A 16,696-nucleotide genomic window follows, 5' to 3' on the forward strand; every position below is an offset into this window, starting at 1 on the left:
CCGGGTCCGCGAAAATCCAAGAGACAGGCCCAAGTCGCGGGGGTTGCCGACCCCGTTACGCTGAGCGGGTGAGTGTGGATCACTTCTGGTGTCGCTTGCCGGGTCAGGCCGTGGACGCCTGCTCGCCGGAGGAACTCGGCGAACTCGTGCCCCGCGACCGCGACGTCCGCTACGACCGGATGGCCGCCGCGGGCCTCGCCCTCGGCGTGCGGCGCACCGCCGTCCTGATGGAACTCGCGCTCACCGAGAACGGTCTGCACCCCGACCCGGCCGCCCGGTTGCCCGTCTACGGCGGCCGATGTCACCGGCCGGGCGAGGCTCGGCCGGACCGGGCGCTGCCCGGCGGGGCACCGCGGGGCGGCGCCATGCCGGTGCTGCGCCCCGAACAGGTCGCGACGGCCGCCGCCTTCCTGCGCGGCTCGGCGCTCGGCGAACTCGTCCGCCAGCAGGACAGCGTGCTCGCCCGTACGGTCGCGTACCTCGGCTACCCGACGCCCTGGTCCGAGGCCTGGGCGGCGCTCGTCGTCCACGACCTGCGCGAGCTGCGGGACTTCTTCGCCGGCGCGGCCGCCGCCGGCGACGCGGTGGCCGTCCGGGAGGCGCGGTGAACGGGCCGGAGCGGGTGGACCAGCCGGCCGGGACGCGGGGCTACGGCGAGGCGGCGGAGCAACTCGCCGTCCAGTACGAGGGCGTGACCTTCGCCGAGGTGCACCGCGACCTGCACCACCTGTACCCGGCCCCACCCCGCTCCGTCCTCGACATCGGCGCCGGCACCGGCCGGGACGCCGCCGCCCTCGCCGCCCTCGGCCACCGGGTGGTCGCCGCCGAGCCCACCCCCGAACTCCGTGCCGTCGGCGAGCGGTTGCACGCCGGCTCCGGTGTCCGCTGGGTCGCCGACGCGCTGCCCGAACTGCCGCTGCTCGTCGCCGAGGGCCGGCGCTACGACCTCGTCCTGCTCACCGCCGTCTGGATGCACCTCGCCCCCGCCGAGCGTCCGCCCGCGATGGCCGCCCTCAGCCGCCTCCTCGCTCCCGCCGGCCGTCTCGCCCTCACCCTGCGCCACGGCCCCGTCCCGCCCGGCCGCCGGATGTTCGACCTCCCGCCCGAGCCCACCGTCACCCTCGCCGCCGACCACGGCCTGCGCCTCCTGCACCGCGCTGCTCGCCCCGACCTGCACGGCCGGGACGGGGTCCACTGGACGGCGCTGCTCTTCGAGCGGGAGGGGTAGCCGCTCAGCCGCGGCCCGGGCGGACGGTCTCGATCGACAGTGGCGGGCGGGCGACCTCCTCCTCCTCCTCGGTGAGATCGGCCAACTCCTCGGGCGGCTCGGCCCCTTCCCGTACGGCCGGCAGGTACGCCCTGGCCAGCGGGAGGCGCGCCTCTCGACGCAGATGGGCCATCGCGGCGACGGCCCCGTCCTGCGCCGCCAGGGGGCGGGCGGCCGGGTCCCCTTGACCTGCCGGAGGGGGAACGTGGTGGTGGGAACCTGGTGGACGCTCTCGTCCTGCCGGTCCACCAGACAGGGCTCGCCGCCTGTGAGCGCGTCCCGCCGGCCACGGGTCCGGGCGAACTCGGCGCTGTTCGCGGAGACGATCCACCCGAGGGCGTGCTCCTCGACCCCGCAGACCACCAACGCGAGCCCTCCTGCGGGGTGTTGGGCCGGCGCTGACTCGACGAGTTCGACGGCTGGCGCTTCGGCGATGCTCACGCCGCGGCAAGGGGATTTCGGGCGGTGCGCGGAGGAGGTCCCGATTGTCCGTGATTCGGGTGACGCCGAAGGAGGGCGACACCGGCCGGGGGTCGTCGGCACGATGGTTGGACCGACGGGGGGAGCCCGCGGTCGGAGAACGCCGGGGATGGCCTCCGTTCGCTGCCCGTCAGGTGCTTGCTGCCCGGCCCCGCCCGTGCGGGGCCGGGCCTCAGCCGTGCCGTCGCCGCCCAGGTTGCGAAACCGACGGCGAGTCATCTTCCGGTGGGGAGTGTCACGCCAGGGGGCCTCACGCCTCGCAGTCCGCGCGCCCGTCGTCGCACCTCGCTGGTCGAGTGGGCCTCGTCGCGCGCAGGAAGTCGGCGGGGCCGACGTCCTGCGCCGGCGTCACGGTGTGCCGGAGCCGTCCTCTACAAGGTGGATGGACGGCTGGGGGTGGCGGCGAGGACCGTCCGGTCGCCGCCGAGCAGGTGCCGGACGGCGGACCGGGCGTGCTCGAGTGGTTCGCGGCTGCGGCGGACGGCGGCGAGCAGGGCGGCGCCCTCCAGTAGGGCGAGTGCCTGCCCGGCTGCGGCCCGGGCTGCCGCCGGGTCGCAGCCTTCGGCCTCCAGTCGGTCGGCCAGGAGCTGCTGCCAGCCCGCGTACAGCTCGGCGCAGACCGTCCGCAGGGCCTCATTGGTGCCGGCCACCTCCAGGGCGACGGTGGCGATCGGGCAGCCGCTGGTGTAGTCCGAGCGCTCCAGGCGTTCGGCGAAGGCCTCGATCAGCCGCTCGGCGAGGCTGGCGGTGTCGGCGCCCTCGGTGGCCGGGCCGGTGAGCAGCGCCTGGACCTCCTGACCGGCCTGGGTGAGCGCGGCGGCCACCAACTGGTCCTTGCCGCCGGGGAAGTGGAAGTAGAGCGAGCCGCGCGGGGCGCCGGTGGCGGCCACGATCCGGTTGAGTCCGGTGCCGAAGTAGCCCTGCGCCTCGACCAGTTCCCTGGTTCCGGCGATCAGTCGAGCCCTGGTCGCCTCACCCTTGACTCCCATGCGGCGATGGTAGGCCGGTCTGCATATTCCTGTCGACGGGCCCGGCGGGTGCCGCAGATCGGCCCTCCGCCCTTTGTCAGCACCGGAGTTGGGGCGGGTAGCCGGTCCAGTGCAGCTCCTCCGGGAGGTGGCCCTGGTCGTTGAGGAGCAGCACGGCGGGCGGTCGACCGGGCGTGTAGCGCAGGACGGTCAGTGCCGCGTTGGCGGCGTTGACGCCGAGCCAGCGCCAGGCCGGGGCGTCCAGGGCGTGCCGGACCAGCCAGCCGACCAGGAAGGCGTGGGTGACGACCAGTTGGTGCCGCTCCTCGCCGCCCGGCACCGGCCCGGTGAACCGCTCGACGGCCCGCCGGGCCAGCAGGGCACCCTCCTCCCGTTCCTCCGCCGTGGTGGCCGAGAGACGGTCCAGCACGAACTCGGCGCTGTCCTCGGGTAGTTCCTCCCGCTCGGGAACGTACGGCACGAAGTCGCCGGCCTCCTCGCACTGCTGCGTCCGCACGCCGGTCAGCTGTTCCGCGACCAGCCGCGCGGTCTCCGCCGCCCGGGGCAGCGGGCCGTGGTGCAGCAGCGAGATCGGCCGGCCGGCCAGCCGTCGGCCCAGCAGGGCGGCCTGCCGGCGTCCGGCGGCGGTGAGGCCGCTGCCGTCGCCTTCGGAGGCGGCCTCACCGTGGCGGGCCAGGTAGAGGTAGCGGGTGGCAAGGTCGGTCATGTTCGGGGACTCCTCGCGGTGGACGAAGATCGACTTTCCCCGGGGCGACGCGCGGCGGGCGGCGCCCGGTTCCGCCCCAGCCCGTCAGCCTGTGAGCCCGTCAGCGTGTGAGCCCGTCCGCCCAAGCCGGTAAGCCCTCAGCCCGCGTGGGCCTCGTCCAGCAGCGCCAGCTCCTGCGCCGACAGCCGCAGCGCCCCGGCGGCGATGTTGTCCTCCAGGTGCGCCACGTCCCCGGTGCCCGGGATGGCCAACACGTGCGGGCCGCGGTGCAGCGTCCAGGCCAGCCGTACCTGTGCGGTGCTCACCCCGCGGGCCTCGGCCACCGCCAGGACCTGGGCGGGCTCGGTCTCGCCGGCGCCGTCCTGCCGTCCGGCTCCGGCGATCGCGTAGAAGGGGACGAAGGCGATGCCCTGCTCCCCGCAGATCCGCAGCAGCTCGTCCTGCTCCGGAGTGGCGCCGATGCCGTACGGGTTCTGCACGCAGACCACCGGCGCGATGGTCTGCGCCTCGGCGAGCTGGTGCGGGTGGACGTTGGAGAGGCCGAGCTGCCGGATCAGTCCGGCCTGGCGCAACTCGGCCAGCGCGCCGAAGCGTTCGGCGACCGAGTCGGTGCCGAGGATCCGCAGGTTCACCAGGTCGAGGTGGTCGCGGCCGAGCTGGCGCAGGTTCTGCTCGACCTGGGCGCGCAGCCGCTCGGGGGTGCGGGCGTGCTCGACCCACTCGCCGTCGAGGCCGCGGCCGGGGCCGACCTTGGTGGCGATCACCAGGTCGTCGGAGTACGGCGCGAGCGCCCGGTTGATCAGCTCGTTGGCGGAGCGCAGCGGGGAGAAGTAGAAGGCGGCGGTGTCGATGTGGTCGACGCCCAGCTCGACGGCGCGGCGCAGCACCCGCAGTGCCTGCTCGCGGTCGCGCGGGACGGCGTGCGGGACGAGCGCCGGGCCGGTCTGCGGCAGGCGCATCGCGCCGAAGCCGATCCGGTGGACGGTGCGGTCGCCGAGCTTCCAGGTGCCGGAGGCGGCGGCGGTGACAGGGGCGGTACCGGAGGTGGCGGTGGCGGTACCGGAGGCGGCGGTGGCGGGGGTGTTCACGACGGCGTTCGAAGTCATGCCCATGATGATCTCCACTGCACTAGCCTGACCGCCAACGATTCGAACATGTGTGAATCCACGGGGGTGGGGCGTGGCGGCCGAGCTGCTGTTCACGGCGGGCGACCTGGCGCGGATGCGCTTCGCGGTCTCGCCGATGTGGGAGGTCGGGCCGAGCCTGCGGCTGCTGCGCTCGGGGCTCGCCCACCCCGTCCACCGGCCCTGGACGGAGCAGGTACGACCCCGGCTGGCGGCGCTCGGCCCGGCGTACGCCCTGCTCGCCGAACTCGCCCGGCGCACCGGACTCTCGCCCTCGGCCGTCTCGCAGTACCTGACGGCCCTGCGGGAGGCCCGGCTGGTCAGCGCCCACCGGGCGGGGAGATGGGTGCTCTACGCCCGGACGGCCTCGGCGGAGGCGCTGCTGGCGCCGCCGGCACCGCTGGGGGAGGGGTGATCGGGGTGCTCCTCCCGCCCGGTCGGAACGCGGTCTGGTCGGTGTCGGGCGCCGCCGGTTAGGCTGCCCGGCGTGGTGGAGGAGAACGCGGCGCGGGCCGCCCAGCCGGCGGACGACCGGGTCGTGGCGGAGTGGATCCGCGAGCGTTTCGGTGTGGTGCCGGAGTCGCGGGGCTCGCTGACCGCCTTCGACGGGCGCCTCGTCGTCGACCTGGACACCCGCCTCGTCACCGTGGACGGCCGCGAGGCGCGGCTGAATCGCTCCGACGTCAAACTGCTGTGCGGCCTGATCGAGTTGGGCGAGGGCGTGCACGAGCCGGAGGCGATCATGTGGAAGGTCTACGGCACGCCGTTCCACACCCACGAGCTGAGGTACCTGACGGCGGTGCTGAGGGTGAAGCTCGGCGAGCCCTCCTGGATCGTGCGGACCGAGGAGGGCTACGGCCTACTGCCCCCGGAACGGCAATAGCCCGCCCCCAGCACCGGGCCGCCCGGGGCCGCATACTGACGGCATGACGGGTGGAGACGGTGGCCGGGGCCCGGGGCGACGCGGGATCCTGCGGGCGGGTGCGGCGGCGCTGGTGCTGGGCACGGCGGGGTGTACTGGAGGCACCAGGCCGCAGCCGACGGCCACGAGCCCGACCGCGAACCCGGCGACGAGTCCGGCCGGGACTCCCGCCGAACGGCCCACCGAGACACCGACACCGACACCCACTCCGCTGCCCCAGCCGCCCCTCTGGCAGCCCGGCCCCGGCGAGATCCAGCCCGACGTCAAGCGCCGCGCCGTCGAACTGGTCGCCGCGCTCGGCGCCTGGCCGCCCGGCGGGCAGGGCGTGGAGGCGGCCCGCGCCCGGGTGGCGGCGCTCGGCCTGCCGCCCGCGCTGGCCGACCAGGCGGGCCCGCTGGCCCCGGCGGCGACCGAGGCCAGCCTGGAGGTGATCGTCGCCCAGTACGGCGGGATCCTCGACGACTCGGCGAGCGTGCTGGTGGTCTGTCGTCAGTGGCGGCGCGGCCCGGACGGTTCGGTGGTCGAGGGCGGCACCACGGTGGACGTCCGGCTCGGCCGGGCCGAGCCGCGCTGGACCGTCACCGACCTGCGCCCGGGGGACGCCGGGCCGGCCGCCGCCGCGCCGCCGCCCGCGGTGGCCCGGGTGCTGGCCGAGCCCCGGATCGAGCTGCCGCCGGAGGCCGCCGCCGACCTGCGCAGCGGCACCGTCCACGACAGCGTGCTGGAGGCGATGCTGCGATTGGCCGGCCCGTACACGCTCTCGGTGAGCGTGGTGCGGACCGGCCACCCGCTGGACGTCTTCGGCACGACCCGGCCCAGCGACCATCCGCTGGGCCGGGCCTTCGACGTCTGGCGGATCGACGGGCTGGCGGTGGTCGACCCGGGGACGTCCCGGCAGCTGATCGCTTCCTTCATGCGGGACGCGGCCTCCGCCGGCTCGTACAACGTGGGCGGTCCGGTGGCGCTCCAGGGCGCCGGGAACCAGTTCTTCACCGACGACACCCACCACGACCACTGCCACGTGGGGTTCGACCACTGAGGCCCTGAAGCATCGTGGCGGGTGGGGTGGACGCGGCTGGATGCCGTGACCACCCCACCCTTCGTCCTACGGGGTGTGGAGACCCAGCTCTCCGGTCCGCCGGCGGGCGCGGGCCGGGTGGCCACCGGCCGGAGTGCGGAGGTCGCTCGCGTTGCCGTCCGCGTCCAGCGCGTACACCCACATGTCGACGTCGGCCGGCGCTTCCTGGGCGGTATCGCCGGGCAGGCCGGTCACCGGGCCGGGGCCGCTGCCGCTGCCGAAGCCGGTGGAGCCCCTCACGCGGGATCGCGGGGGAGTCGGGGTCGGGCGGGGTGGGGTTCGGCGGCTTCGGCCGGGCGGGCCCAGGCGGTGCGGCGGTGGGATTCGTGTTCCTGGGCGAGGCGCCGTAGGACGGCGAGGACCGGTTCGAGGAGCAGGACGACGATGGCGGCGTGTTCGGCGAGCTGGAGGCGGTCCTTGATGTCCTCAAGCTGGTCGAGGTCGAGCCGGGCGGCGGTGGCGGCGACCTCGGCGTAGGGCAGGAGGTCTTCGGTGCGGTAGTTGACGCCGAGGCGGTCGAGGTCCATCAGGCTGGCGGCGAGGGCTCTGCGGTGTGGTGAGTCCTGGGAGACGTCCCAGTCCATGGCGTCGAGCAGCTCGTCGATCCGGTGCGCTTGCTCGTCGACGGCGTCCGTCTCGGCGGCGTCGACGGGGGTGGGCAGGGCGTAGTGGACGACTCCGAGGGTGGCGAGCGGGTCGAGAGGCTGGTCGAGCGCGGCGAGGACGTCGCGGGTGGCGGCGATGGACAGGCCGCCGCGGGCGGTGAGGGCGCGGATGAGCCGCAGGCGCTGGACGTGTTCGTCGCCGTAGAGCGTGAGGGTGGCGCCGAGGGGCCGACCCGGGGGCAGCAGGCCTTCGCGTACGTAGTACTTGATGGTGGCGACCGGGGTCCCGGACTGCCGGCTCAGGTCGGAGATCTTCATGCGCACTCTCGCTCGGACTCGGTGTCTGTGATCAGTCTCGCAGGCCGTCGAATGGACTCCCCTTACTGATAGTGGCACTATCGGGCTGGATAGTGAAGCTATCAATTGGATGGATGGCCAGCTGAAACGCTGGAAATCCACGTCCTTTCGTCACTCGGAGCGCCACGACGGCGCGATATCGCAACCGGAGCACCGTTGATGTCTGAGCCACCCCGCGTCCTGAGCGTGAGCGCCCGCGGACTGCTGCGCAGGAAGAGCCTGTGGCTGTCGTCCGCGGTGATCCTCGGCCTGCTGTCGTTCGTCCTGTCGCTGCTCTACCTGGGCGCCAACAACGACCCGGTCGGTTCGACGAAGGACATGCCGATCGCGCTGGTCAACGCTGACCGCGGCGCTCAGGTGGCCGGTCAGCGGATCGACCTCGGCGCGCAGATCGCCTCGCAGATCACCGGAGCCGACGACCTGAAGGGCAAGGTCTCCTGGAAAGAGGTCGACCGGGCCACCGCGGACGACCTGCTGGGCAAGGACAAGGTGTTCGGGGCGCTCGTCATCCCGGACGACTTCTCCGCCACGGTCGCCGCCCTCGCCGGGCCGGCCCAGCACGATCCGCACCCCCCGACCATCACGGTGCTGACCAACCCCGCGGCCGGCAGCTTCGGCTCCTCGATGGCGGCCGAGATCAACCGCAAGGTCGTCCAGGCCACCTCCACCCAGGTCGGCCACCAGCTCGCCGAACAGCTCGCGAAGCAGCAGGCCGCGCAGCAGACCGGGCGCCAGGCCGTCCCGGGCGCCGCGGCCCAGCTGATGATCACCGACCCCGTCAAGGCCGTGATCCAGGAGGGCCACCCGCTCGGCGGGCACAGCGGCCTCGGGCTGAGTGCCTTCTTCTACACCCTCGTCCTCGTCCTGGGCGGCATGCTCGGCGCGAACGTGATCCACACCCAGGTGGACGCCGCGCTCGGCTACGTCGCCAGCGAGAAGGGCCCGTTCCGCAGCACCGCGCCCGCCCAGCACATCAGCCGCACCCGGCACTTCGCGGTCGCCTCCGTGGTCATGGTCGCCCTCTCCGCGCTGACCTCCGCCCTCGCGATGGTCGCGGCCTTCGGCATCATCGGCATCGACGCCTCCCACCTGCCGATGCTGTGGCTCTTCGGGACCTGCGCCACGGCGGCGATGGGCATCACGGCGCTGGCCCTGCTCGCCGCCTTCGGCACCCCGGGCCCGCTGGTGTCCATGCTGGTGCTGGTCGGCCTGGCGATCCCCTCCGCGGGCGGCACCATCCCGCTGCAGGCGCTCCCCGGCTTCTACCGGTTCCTGGCCGGCTTCGAGCCCTTCCGCCAGGTGGTCGACGGAGTCCGCTCCATCCTCTACTTCGGCGCACAGGCCGAAGCCGGACTCGGCCGCGCCTGGACCATGGTCGGCATCGGCTTCGCGATCGCGCTCGCCCTGGGGTTCGCCGTCACCCGCCTCTACGACCACAAGGGCCTGCACCGCAGCCCGGCCCACGCACCGCAGCCGGCCCCGGCAGCCGCCTGACCGGCACCGACGCCCGTCCGGTGCCGGCCTGCCCCAGGTCGGCACCGGGCCTGCATCAGGACCGCGAGTCCGCCCGGGCGCGGTCACGGTGCCCGCCGACGAATCAGCGAAGTGAAAGAACGGTCATGATCCAGGACGAGCCCGCGCCCGCGCTTCCGCCGGCCTCACCGCTACGGCCGCTCGACCGCCTGTACCGCGTCATCGCGCTCTGGAAGGAACAGCTGACCCCCGTGCTCAAGCAGCACGGGCTCACCCTCGCCACCTTCCACGTGCTCGCCGCCCTACGCCAGGCCGGACCTTCCCACCGCCTGACCACCGGACAACTGGCCGCCGGCGAGAAGGTCACCTGCTCCGGCATGACCGGCCGCGCGGACCAACTCGAACGCAAGGGCCTGATCGCCCGCGAACGCGACGAACACGACCGCCGCATCATCCACCTCAGGCTCACCGAACCCGGACTACGCCTCGTCGACCAGGTCCTCACCCACCACCGCCTGATGGAACAACAGCTGATGGCGGGATTCGACGGCGACGAACGTCAGGCCTTCGCCGGGCTGCTCGTCAAACTGGAACACCTTCTCGAAAGAGGTGGCCGAGCTTGATCCCCCGGCGTCGGCCTTCGATCGCCGCCTCGGCGGGTACCGGGCCGGACGGAGTCCGGCCCGGCATCTTCGACGACACCCCCGCCTCAGATCATCGTCAGGAGGCTGCCAGGCCGAACCGCTTCGACCTGCCGGCGGGGTTCCGCTGGGGTGTCGCCACCGCCGCCTACCGGATCGAGGGTGCCGTCGACGAGGACGGCCGTGGCCCGTCCGTCCGGGACACCTTCGCCGCCCGCCCCGGCGCCGTCCGATCTCCCTGTGATGACGGCCTGTTCGACGGGCTGAGGGGCGTCAGCTGACGTTGACGCCGCTCCAGGCCGCCGCGACCGCGTTGTACTCGGTGCTGCCGGCGCCGTACAGGTCGCGGGCCGCGTTCAGGGAGGCGGCGCGGGCGCCCTTGTAGTTGGTGGTGGAGGTCATGTAGACGGTCAGCGCGCGGTACCAGATCTTGGCGACCTTGTCGCGGCCGATGCCGGTCACCGTGGAGCCGTTGCAGGTCGCGCTGTTGTAGGTGACGCCGTTGATGCTCTTGCTGCCGCTGCCCTCGGCGGCCAGGTAGAACCAGTGGTTGCCGACGCCCGAGGAGTAGTGCACGTCGAGCTTGCCGACGCTGCTGCTCCAGCAGTCGGCGGAGCCGCCGTCCAGCGAGGGCTTGTCGAAGCGGCGCAGCCACGGCGGGGTGGACTGGTCGCTGAACAGGTAGTCGCCGGTGTCGACCTTGTTGTTGGCGTAGAACTCGACCATGGTGCCGAAGATGTCGCTGGTGGACTCGTTGAGGCCGCCGGACTCGCCGCTGTAGCGCAGGTTGGCGGTGGCGCTGGTGACGCCGTGGGTCATCTCGTGGCCCATGGTGTCGAGGTCGACCTGCTCCGGGTCGGTGCTGCCGTTGCCGTCGCCGGTCATCATGCAGAAGCAGGCGTCGGACCACTGGGCGTTGTCCCAGTTGGTGCCGACGTGGACGAAGACGGTGGCGCCCTTGCCGTCGTTCTTGATGCCGCTGCGGCCGTGGACGTTCTTGTAGTAGTCGTACGTCCAGGCGGTGTTGGCGTGGGCGTCGACGGCGGCGGTGGAGCGGTCGGAGGAGAACTTCCTCCCGTCGCCCCAGACGTTGGTGGTGCTGCTGAACGCGGTGCCGGAGGAGGCCTTGAGCGAGCTCGCGGAGAGGTTGTTGGCGTCCTTGGTGACGTGGCCGCGGACCGGGTCGGTCAGGGTGTAGCCGCCGCCGGACTTGGCGGTGGTGTCGATGGTGACCGTGCCGGTGTACTCGGAGTTGCCGGTGCCGGCCGCCTGGTGCTCGGCGTCGTAGGACTCGATCTGCTCGCCGGTGGTGGCGTCGGTGACGACCACCTTGCCGGCCGGCTGGCCGTGCTCGCCGGTGCCCTCGACGGTGGTGCGCCAGGCCAGTCGGGGCGTGCCGTCGGCGGCCCAGACGACCAGCTCGGGGGTGCTGACGGCGTCCTTGACGCCCGGGGCGGCGGCCAGCGCGCCGGCCGCGCCGGACTGGGCGTTCACCTTCGGCACGGTCGACTTCACGGCGGCGTCGTGGGCGGCCGCCCGGGAGGAGTCCTTGAGCCGGCCCTTGGCGTCCTGGTGGACGACGAGGTCGCCGCCGACCACCGGCAGGCCCTGGAAGGTGCGGTCGAAGCGCACGTGCGAGGCGCCGTCGGCGTCCAGCACGACGTCCTTGAGCACGAGGTCCTGGCCGGAGCCGAAGCCGAACACCCCCGCGTTGTGGGTGACGTTGGCGCGGGCCTGGGATATCGCGGCCTCGCGCGTGCCGGGGGCGGCGGACGCCGTGGCGGCGGGGACGGTGGCGCCGGCGAGGGCGGCGACGACCGCGACGGCGGCGGCCACGCGGGCACGGCGAGAGGAGGGCGTGGGGGTCACTCTGACTCCAGTGGGGGTAGCTGTGCAGGGAAAGGAGTTGCGTCAGAGATTGACGGGGTTCAGTCAGGTTCAGCTAGAGGGAAGGTCATAACTTTGCCAAGTCGTGTCCTTGGTCGATAAAAAATGATCAGAAGTTAACAAGCGCTCTACAGTGCCGTCGTGACGATCGACTACCTGTGGCGCGGCCCGCTCGCCGACCCCGAACTCGACGCTCTGCACGCCGAGGGCTTCGGCCACCCCGTGCGACCCGGCGACTGGCTCGCCCGGCTGGAGCGGCACAGCCTCGGCTGGGTCACCGCCCGCCGCACCGCCGACGGCGCCCTGGTCGGCTTCGTCAACCTGGCCTGGGACGGCGGCACCCACGCCTTCCTGCTCGACACCGTGGTCGCCCCGGGCGTCCGGCGGCGGGGCGTCGCCGGACGGCTGGTCGCCGAGGCGGCCGACGGCGCCCGCGCGGCCGGCTGCGGCTGGCTGCACGTCGACTTCGAGCCGCACCTGCGCCCCCTCTACCTCGACGCCTGCGGCCTGCGCCCCACCGACGCGGGGCTGTTGGCGCTCTGAGGCCCCAACTCCCGCCGGGCGTCCGGGTCATGGCGCGTCCACCCCTCGGACGGCCGGGGCCGGCCCCGGCCGGCGGTTGTACTCTGCACGCGTACGGACGGCGCCGGCCCGGCACGCCGCCCCGCCCGCACCCCTGCCCGGCGCCGCGATCGGAGTCCCGTGAACTCATCCGCCCCCGACTTCGACGGGCCGCTGCTGCGCACCCGGGACGTGGACGTCGTGCGCGACGGCCGGCACCTGCTGCGCGGGATCACCCTGGAGATCCACCCGGGCGAGCACTGGGCGCTGCTCGGCCCCAACGGGGCGGGCAAGTCCACCCTGCTCGCGCTGCTCGGCGCGGTCTCCCACCCCACCCGCGGCGAGGTGGACGTGCTCGGCCGCCGGCTCGGGCGGGTGGACATCCGCGAGTTGCGCGCCCACCTCGGGCACGTCAACCCGCGCCACCCGCTGCGCTCGCCGCTGACCGTGCGCGAGGTGGTGCTCACCGGGCACACCAACACCATCGAGCCGGAGTTCCACCGCAAGCCCGCCCCGGAGGCGCTGGAGCGGGCCGAGCTGCTGATCGACACCCTCGGCATGCGGGCGATGGCCGAGGCGGCGTGGACCACGCTGTCCCAGGGCGAGCGCGGCCGGGCCCTGATCGCCCGGGCGCTGATGCCAAGCCCCCGGCTGCTGCTGCTCGACGAACCCGCCACCGGACTCGACCTGACCGCCCGCGAGCTGCTGCTGGACAGCCTGGACCTGCTGCGCCACCAGCACCCGGAACTGGCCGGCGTGCTGGTCACCCACCACCTGGAGGAGCTGCCCGAGAGCACCACCCACGCCCTGCTGCTGCGCGGCGGCGAGTGCGTCGCGGCCGGACCGGTGGACGAGGTGATGACCACGGAGCTGATCAGCGAGACCTTCGGCCACCCGATCCGGATCAGCCGCCACGAGGGGCGCTGGACGGCCCGGGCCGCGGCCCGCCGGACTCCGGAAAGGTAACGGTTCGGGGGGTGGGTGTAGACGGTAAACGGTCTTTACGTAAGGTATGCCTTAGCTAATGATGGTCTGCTGGTCCCCGGCCGGCCGCACCGCCTTGGCACACCCATGCCTCTTTCCGTTGGAGCCCGCATGTCCGCCCGTCGCCGTTCCACCGCAGCCGCGCTGCTCACCCTCGCCGTGGCGACCGCAACCCTGGCCGGTTGTGCGTCCAAGAAGGACGACAAGGCGGCCTCCTCCGACGCGGTCAAGGTGAACGCGACCGACACCGCCTGCGAGGTCTCCAAGACCAGCTTCCCGGCCGGCCACGTCGTGCTGGACATCAGCAACAAGGGCTCGAAGACCACCGAGGTCTACGTCTACGGCGATGGCGACAAGATCGTCACCGAGCGCGAGAACATCGGCCCCGGCACCAAGGCCAGCATCAACGCCGAGATCAAGGCCGGCTCGTACGAGATCGCCTGCAAGCCCGGCATGGTCGGCAACGGCATCCGCCAGAAGATCACCGTTACCGGCGAGGGCGGCAGCGCCGCGTCGGCCGACCCGCGCCTGGCCGCCGCCGTCGACGCCTACCGCAAGTACGCCCAGGAGCAGGCCGACACCACCATCCCGGCCGTCGAGGCCTTCGTCGCCGCGATCAAGGCGGACGACCTGGAGAAGGCCAAGTCGCTGTACGCGCCCTCGCGCACCGGCTGGGAGCGCACCGAGCCGGTCGCCGAGAGCTTCGGCGACATCGACCCGAAGACCGACACCCGCGAGGACAAGCTGGAGCCGGGCCAGGCCTGGACCGGCTGGCACAAGCTGGAGAAGTCGCTCTGGGTGGACGCGAAGATCGGCGACGACGAGAAGAAGCTCGCCGACCAGCTGGTCGCCGACCTCAAGGACTGGCAGAAGAAGATCCCCGAGGCCGAGATCACCGCGACCAGCATGGCCAACGGCGCCAAGGAGCTGCTGGACGAGGTGGCGACCAACAAGATCACCGGCGAGGAGGAGCGCTACAGCCACACCGACCTGGCCGACTTCCAGGCCAACGTCGAGGGCGCGCAGAAGGCCTACGAGCTGCTGAAGCCGGTCGCCGCCGAGAAGGACCCGGAGCTGGCCAAGACGCTGGACTCCGAGTTCGCCGAGATCAACGCCCTGCTCGCCAAGTTCAAGCAGGCCGACGGCACCTTCACCTCCTACGACAAGGTCACCGAGGCCGAGCGCAAGACCTTCTCCGACGCGGTCAACTCGCTGGGCGAGCCGCTGTCGAAGCTGGCCGCCGCCGTGGTCGTCAAGTAACCGGCCAGGCACACCCCGTACCACCCCGCCGACGCCGTGGCGGCCCGCGATCCGGGCCCCACGGCCTCGGTGGGCCAGCGTAGAAGTCCCCAGCACAGTAGAAGGGCCCGCCCGCCGATGGACGCGGAGAACGAGCAGCAGAACGGGACGCCGGCCACCGCCGACGCCACCGCGACCAAGAGCGCGGTCAGCCGCCGCGCCGTCATCGGCTGGGCCGGCGCGGGCGTCGCGCTCGGCGCCGCCGCCGTCGGCTCGGTCGCCGCGGCGACCCGCCAGGACGACGCCGTCCCGGTCGCCGCCACCCAGGTCGGCGCCGAGGTGCCGTTCTACGGCGAGCACCAGTCGGGCATCTCCACCCCGGTCCAGGACCGGCTGCACTTCGCCGCCTTCGACGTCTCCGAGAAGGCCACCAAGGAGTCCCTGGTCAAGCTGCTCAAGGAGTGGACCAAGGCGGCCGCCGCGATGACCGGCGGCCGCGAGGTCGGCACCGGCGCGGTGCCCGGTTCGCCGGAGGCGCCGCCGGACGACACCGGCGAGGCCCTCGGCCTGCCGGCCTCCCGGCTCACCCTGACCATCGGCTTCGGGCCGAGCCTGTTCGAGAAGTCCGCCCCGGACGGTCAATCTGTGGACCGCTTCGGCCTCCAGGCCAAGCGCCCCGAGGCCCTGATCGACCTGCCCAACTTCAAGGGCGACAAGCTCGACCCGACCCGCAGCGGCGGCGACATCTGCGTCCAGGCCTGCGCCGACGACCCGCAGGTCGCCGTCCACGCGATCCGCAACCTGGCCCGGATCGGCATGGGCACCGTCAACATCCGCTGGTCGCAGCTCGGTTTCGGCAAGACCTCCTCGACCACCCCGGACGAGCAGACCCCGCGCAACCTGATGGGGTTCAAGGACGGCACCCACAACATCGCGGGCACCGACACCGCGAAGCTCGCCGACCACGTCTGGGCCGCGCCCGGCGACGGCCCGGAGTGGATGACCGGCGGCTCCTACCTGGTCGCCCGGCGGATCCGGATGCACATCGAGACCTGGGACCGCGCCTCGCTCAAGGACCAGGAGGACACCTTCGGCCGCACCAAGGGCGAGGGCGCCCCGTACGGCAAGGGCAAGGAGCACGACGCTCCGGACCTCGCGGCGATGCCCGCGACCTCGCACGTCGCCCTCGCCCACCCGGACGCCAACAGCGGCCTGATGATCCTGCGCCGCGGGTTCTCCTTCACCGACGGCACCGACGGCCTCGGCCGCCTGGACGCGGGGCTGTTCTTCCTCGCCTACCAGCGCGACAGCCGCAAGGCCTTCGTCCCGCTCCAGCAGAAGCTCGCGGCGAGCGACAAGCTCAACGAGTACATCCAGCACGTCGGCTCCGCCCACTTCGCCTGCCCGGCGGGCGTGCGCAAGCCGGGGGAGTGGTGGGGTCAGGCCCTGTTCGGCTGACACCTCCCGCTTCCCCCGGTACCACCTCTACACCCCCCAGGAGCCCGCGTGTTCGGCAACTACCTGATCGGCCTGCGCGAAGGCCTCGAAGCCAGCCTGGTCGTCTGCATCCTGATCGCCTACCTGGTCAAGACCGGCCGCAGGGACAAGCTGCCGCCGGTGTGGATCGGCGTCGGCTCGGCCGTGGCGCTCTCCATGGCCTTCGGCGCCCTGCTCCAGTTCGGCTCCTCGCAGCTCACCTTCGAGGCCCAGGAGGCGCTCGGCGGCACGCTGTCGATCATCTCGGTCGGCCTGGTGACCTGGATGGTGTTCTGGATGCGGCGCACCGCCCGGCACCTGAAGACCGAGCTGCACGGCAAGCTGGACGCGGCGATCGCGATGGGCACCACCGCCCTGGTGGTCACCTCCTTCCTGGCCGTCGGCCGCGAGGGCCTGGAGACGTCGCTGTTCATCTGGACGGCCGTCCAGGCCACCGGTGACGGCTGGAACCCGCTGCTCGGCGCCGCGCTCGGCCTGCTCACCTCGGTGGTGCTCGGCTGGCTGTTCTACCGCGGCGCGCTGAAGATCAACCTGGCCAAGTTCTTCACCTGGACCGGCGCGATGCTGGTCGTGGTCGCGGCCGGCGTCCTCGCCTACGGCGTGCACGACCTGCAGGAGGCCGGCTGGCTGCCCGGTCTGCAGAGCGTGGCCTTCGACATCTCCAGCACCATCCCCAAGGACAGCTGGTACGGCACCCTGCTGAAGGGCGTCTTCAACTTCCAGCCGGACCCGACGGTGCTCCAGCTGGTGGTCTGGCTGCTCTACCTGCTGCCGACGCTGGCCGTGTTCTTCAACCTCTTCGGCGGCGACAAGGCCAAGCCCGCCCAGCGGGTGACCGCCAAGCCGGCCGCCTGATCCGGCCGTTCGACCCCCGAGTCGACACCCG

General features: G+C 72.9%; 19 protein-coding genes and 1 pseudogene. 13 read left to right on the forward strand and 7 right to left on the reverse strand.

The window, feature by feature from the left end:
- Window positions 1-68 precede the first annotated feature (68 nt).
- Entirely contained in the window at window positions 69-608 is a 540-nt protein-coding gene (locus ACGF13_RS10530) for a hypothetical protein (protein WP_392871533.1), read from the forward strand.
- The gene (locus ACGF13_RS10535) at window positions 605-1,228 is read left to right on the forward strand and encodes a class I SAM-dependent methyltransferase (RefSeq protein WP_392871536.1); all 624 of its coding nucleotides are present in this window, start codon (window positions 605-607) and stop codon (window positions 1,226-1,228) included. Before ACGF13_RS10530 ends, ACGF13_RS10535 begins: the two co-directional genes overlap by 4 nt.
- 4 nt (window positions 1,229-1,232) lie before the next feature.
- Here the strand turns inward: ACGF13_RS10535 and ACGF13_RS10540 are convergent, their stop codons facing one another.
- The 4 genes from ACGF13_RS10540 to ACGF13_RS10555 all read right to left on the reverse strand — a co-directional run bounded on the left by ACGF13_RS10540 (window position 1,233) and on the right by ACGF13_RS10555 (window position 4,548).
- Window positions 1,233-1,400, reverse strand: coding sequence for a hypothetical protein (locus ACGF13_RS10540; RefSeq protein ID WP_392871539.1), 168 nt, complete (start codon window positions 1,398-1,400; stop codon window positions 1,233-1,235).
- Between the two features lie 718 nt (window positions 1,401-2,118).
- Window positions 2,119-2,736: a TetR/AcrR family transcriptional regulator gene (locus ACGF13_RS10545; protein WP_392871542.1), complete on the reverse strand. Its 618-nt coding sequence runs from the start codon at window positions 2,734-2,736 to the stop codon at window positions 2,119-2,121.
- 76 nt (window positions 2,737-2,812) lie between these two features.
- Window positions 2,813-3,442 carry a histidine phosphatase family protein gene (locus ACGF13_RS10550; RefSeq protein ID WP_392871545.1) on the reverse strand — a complete coding sequence of 210 codons (630 nt, stop codon included), beginning with the start codon at window positions 3,440-3,442 and terminating at the stop codon, window positions 2,813-2,815.
- A gap of 137 nt (window positions 3,443-3,579) precedes the next feature.
- Complete coding sequence (locus ACGF13_RS10555; RefSeq protein WP_392871548.1) at window positions 3,580-4,548, reverse strand: oxidoreductase; 969 nt, start codon at window positions 4,546-4,548, stop codon at window positions 3,580-3,582.
- A 52-nt stretch (window positions 4,549-4,600) separates the two neighbouring features.
- Here ACGF13_RS10555 and ACGF13_RS10560 point away from each other — a divergent pair, with 52 nt between their 5' ends.
- The 3 genes from ACGF13_RS10560 (at window position 4,601) to ACGF13_RS10570 (ending at window position 6,527) form a co-directional block, all read left to right on the forward strand.
- Complete coding sequence (locus ACGF13_RS10560) at window positions 4,601-4,981, forward strand: winged helix-turn-helix domain-containing protein (RefSeq protein ID WP_392871551.1); 381 nt, start codon at window positions 4,601-4,603, stop codon at window positions 4,979-4,981.
- A 72-nt stretch (window positions 4,982-5,053) separates the two neighbouring features.
- Window positions 5,054-5,449, forward strand: coding sequence for a hypothetical protein (locus ACGF13_RS10565; protein WP_392871554.1), 396 nt, complete (start codon window positions 5,054-5,056; stop codon window positions 5,447-5,449).
- Between the two features lie 43 nt (window positions 5,450-5,492).
- Window positions 5,493-6,527, forward strand: coding sequence for a hypothetical protein (locus ACGF13_RS10570; protein ID WP_392871557.1), 1,035 nt, complete (start codon window positions 5,493-5,495; stop codon window positions 6,525-6,527).
- A 66-nt stretch (window positions 6,528-6,593) separates the two neighbouring features.
- Here the strand turns inward: ACGF13_RS10570 and ACGF13_RS10575 are convergent, their stop codons facing one another.
- Both ACGF13_RS10575 and ACGF13_RS10580 read right to left on the reverse strand, forming a co-directional pair.
- A complete protein-coding gene (locus ACGF13_RS10575; protein WP_392871560.1) occupies window positions 6,594-6,806 on the reverse strand; it encodes a hypothetical protein in 213 nt (70 codons plus the stop codon).
- A complete protein-coding gene (locus tag ACGF13_RS10580) occupies window positions 6,803-7,489 on the reverse strand; it encodes a MerR family transcriptional regulator (RefSeq protein WP_392871562.1) in 687 nt (228 codons plus the stop codon). The genes ACGF13_RS10575 and ACGF13_RS10580 overlap by 4 nt, the downstream gene beginning before the upstream one ends.
- A gap of 198 nt (window positions 7,490-7,687) precedes the next feature.
- Here ACGF13_RS10580 and ACGF13_RS10585 point away from each other — a divergent pair, with 198 nt between their 5' ends.
- The 3 genes and pseudogenes from ACGF13_RS10585 to ACGF13_RS10595 form a co-directional block, all read left to right on the forward strand.
- Window positions 7,688-9,022 carry a YhgE/Pip domain-containing protein gene (locus tag ACGF13_RS10585; protein ID WP_392871564.1) on the forward strand — a complete coding sequence of 445 codons (1,335 nt, stop codon included), beginning with the start codon at window positions 7,688-7,690 and terminating at the stop codon, window positions 9,020-9,022.
- Between the two features lie 125 nt (window positions 9,023-9,147).
- Window positions 9,148-9,624: a MarR family winged helix-turn-helix transcriptional regulator gene (locus ACGF13_RS10590; protein WP_392871566.1), complete on the forward strand. Its 477-nt coding sequence runs from the start codon at window positions 9,148-9,150 to the stop codon at window positions 9,622-9,624.
- Between the two features lie 128 nt (window positions 9,625-9,752).
- Window positions 9,753-9,875 (forward strand): annotated as a pseudogene (locus ACGF13_RS10595) (family 1 glycosylhydrolase); the annotation flags it as partial.
- A gap of 40 nt (window positions 9,876-9,915) precedes the next feature.
- Here the strand turns inward: ACGF13_RS10595 and ACGF13_RS10600 are convergent.
- Window positions 9,916-11,511 (reverse strand): M4 family metallopeptidase, encoded by a 1,596-nt coding sequence (locus ACGF13_RS10600; RefSeq protein ID WP_392871569.1) that lies wholly within the window; start codon window positions 11,509-11,511, stop codon window positions 9,916-9,918.
- A gap of 159 nt (window positions 11,512-11,670) precedes the next feature.
- Here ACGF13_RS10600 and ACGF13_RS10605 point away from each other — a divergent pair, with 159 nt between their 5' ends.
- The 5 genes from ACGF13_RS10605 (at window position 11,671) to efeU (ending at window position 16,665) form a co-directional block, all read left to right on the forward strand.
- Window positions 11,671-12,072, forward strand: a complete 402-nt coding sequence (locus ACGF13_RS10605; protein WP_392871572.1) for a GNAT family N-acetyltransferase — start codon at window positions 11,671-11,673, stop codon at window positions 12,070-12,072.
- Window positions 12,073-12,231: 159 nt separating this feature from the next.
- Complete coding sequence (locus ACGF13_RS10610; RefSeq protein WP_392871575.1) at window positions 12,232-13,056, forward strand: ABC transporter ATP-binding protein; 825 nt, start codon at window positions 12,232-12,234, stop codon at window positions 13,054-13,056.
- Window positions 13,057-13,185: 129 nt separating this feature from the next.
- Entirely contained in the window at window positions 13,186-14,334 is a 1,149-nt protein-coding gene (gene efeO / locus ACGF13_RS10615; protein WP_392871578.1) for an iron uptake system protein EfeO, read from the forward strand.
- A gap of 117 nt (window positions 14,335-14,451) precedes the next feature.
- A complete protein-coding gene (gene efeB / locus ACGF13_RS10620) occupies window positions 14,452-15,771 on the forward strand; it encodes an iron uptake transporter deferrochelatase/peroxidase subunit (RefSeq protein WP_392871581.1) in 1,320 nt (439 codons plus the stop codon).
- Window positions 15,772-15,819: 48 nt separating this feature from the next.
- On the forward strand, window positions 15,820-16,665 hold the full coding sequence (gene efeU / locus ACGF13_RS10625) for an iron uptake transporter permease EfeU (RefSeq protein WP_392871584.1): 846 nt from the start codon (window positions 15,820-15,822) through the stop codon (window positions 16,663-16,665).
- Window positions 16,666-16,696 lie beyond the last annotated feature (31 nt).

The sequence above is a fragment of the Kitasatospora sp. NPDC048286 genome, from assembly GCF_043201735.1.
Taxonomy (GTDB): domain Bacteria; phylum Actinomycetota; class Actinomycetes; order Streptomycetales; family Streptomycetaceae; genus Kitasatospora.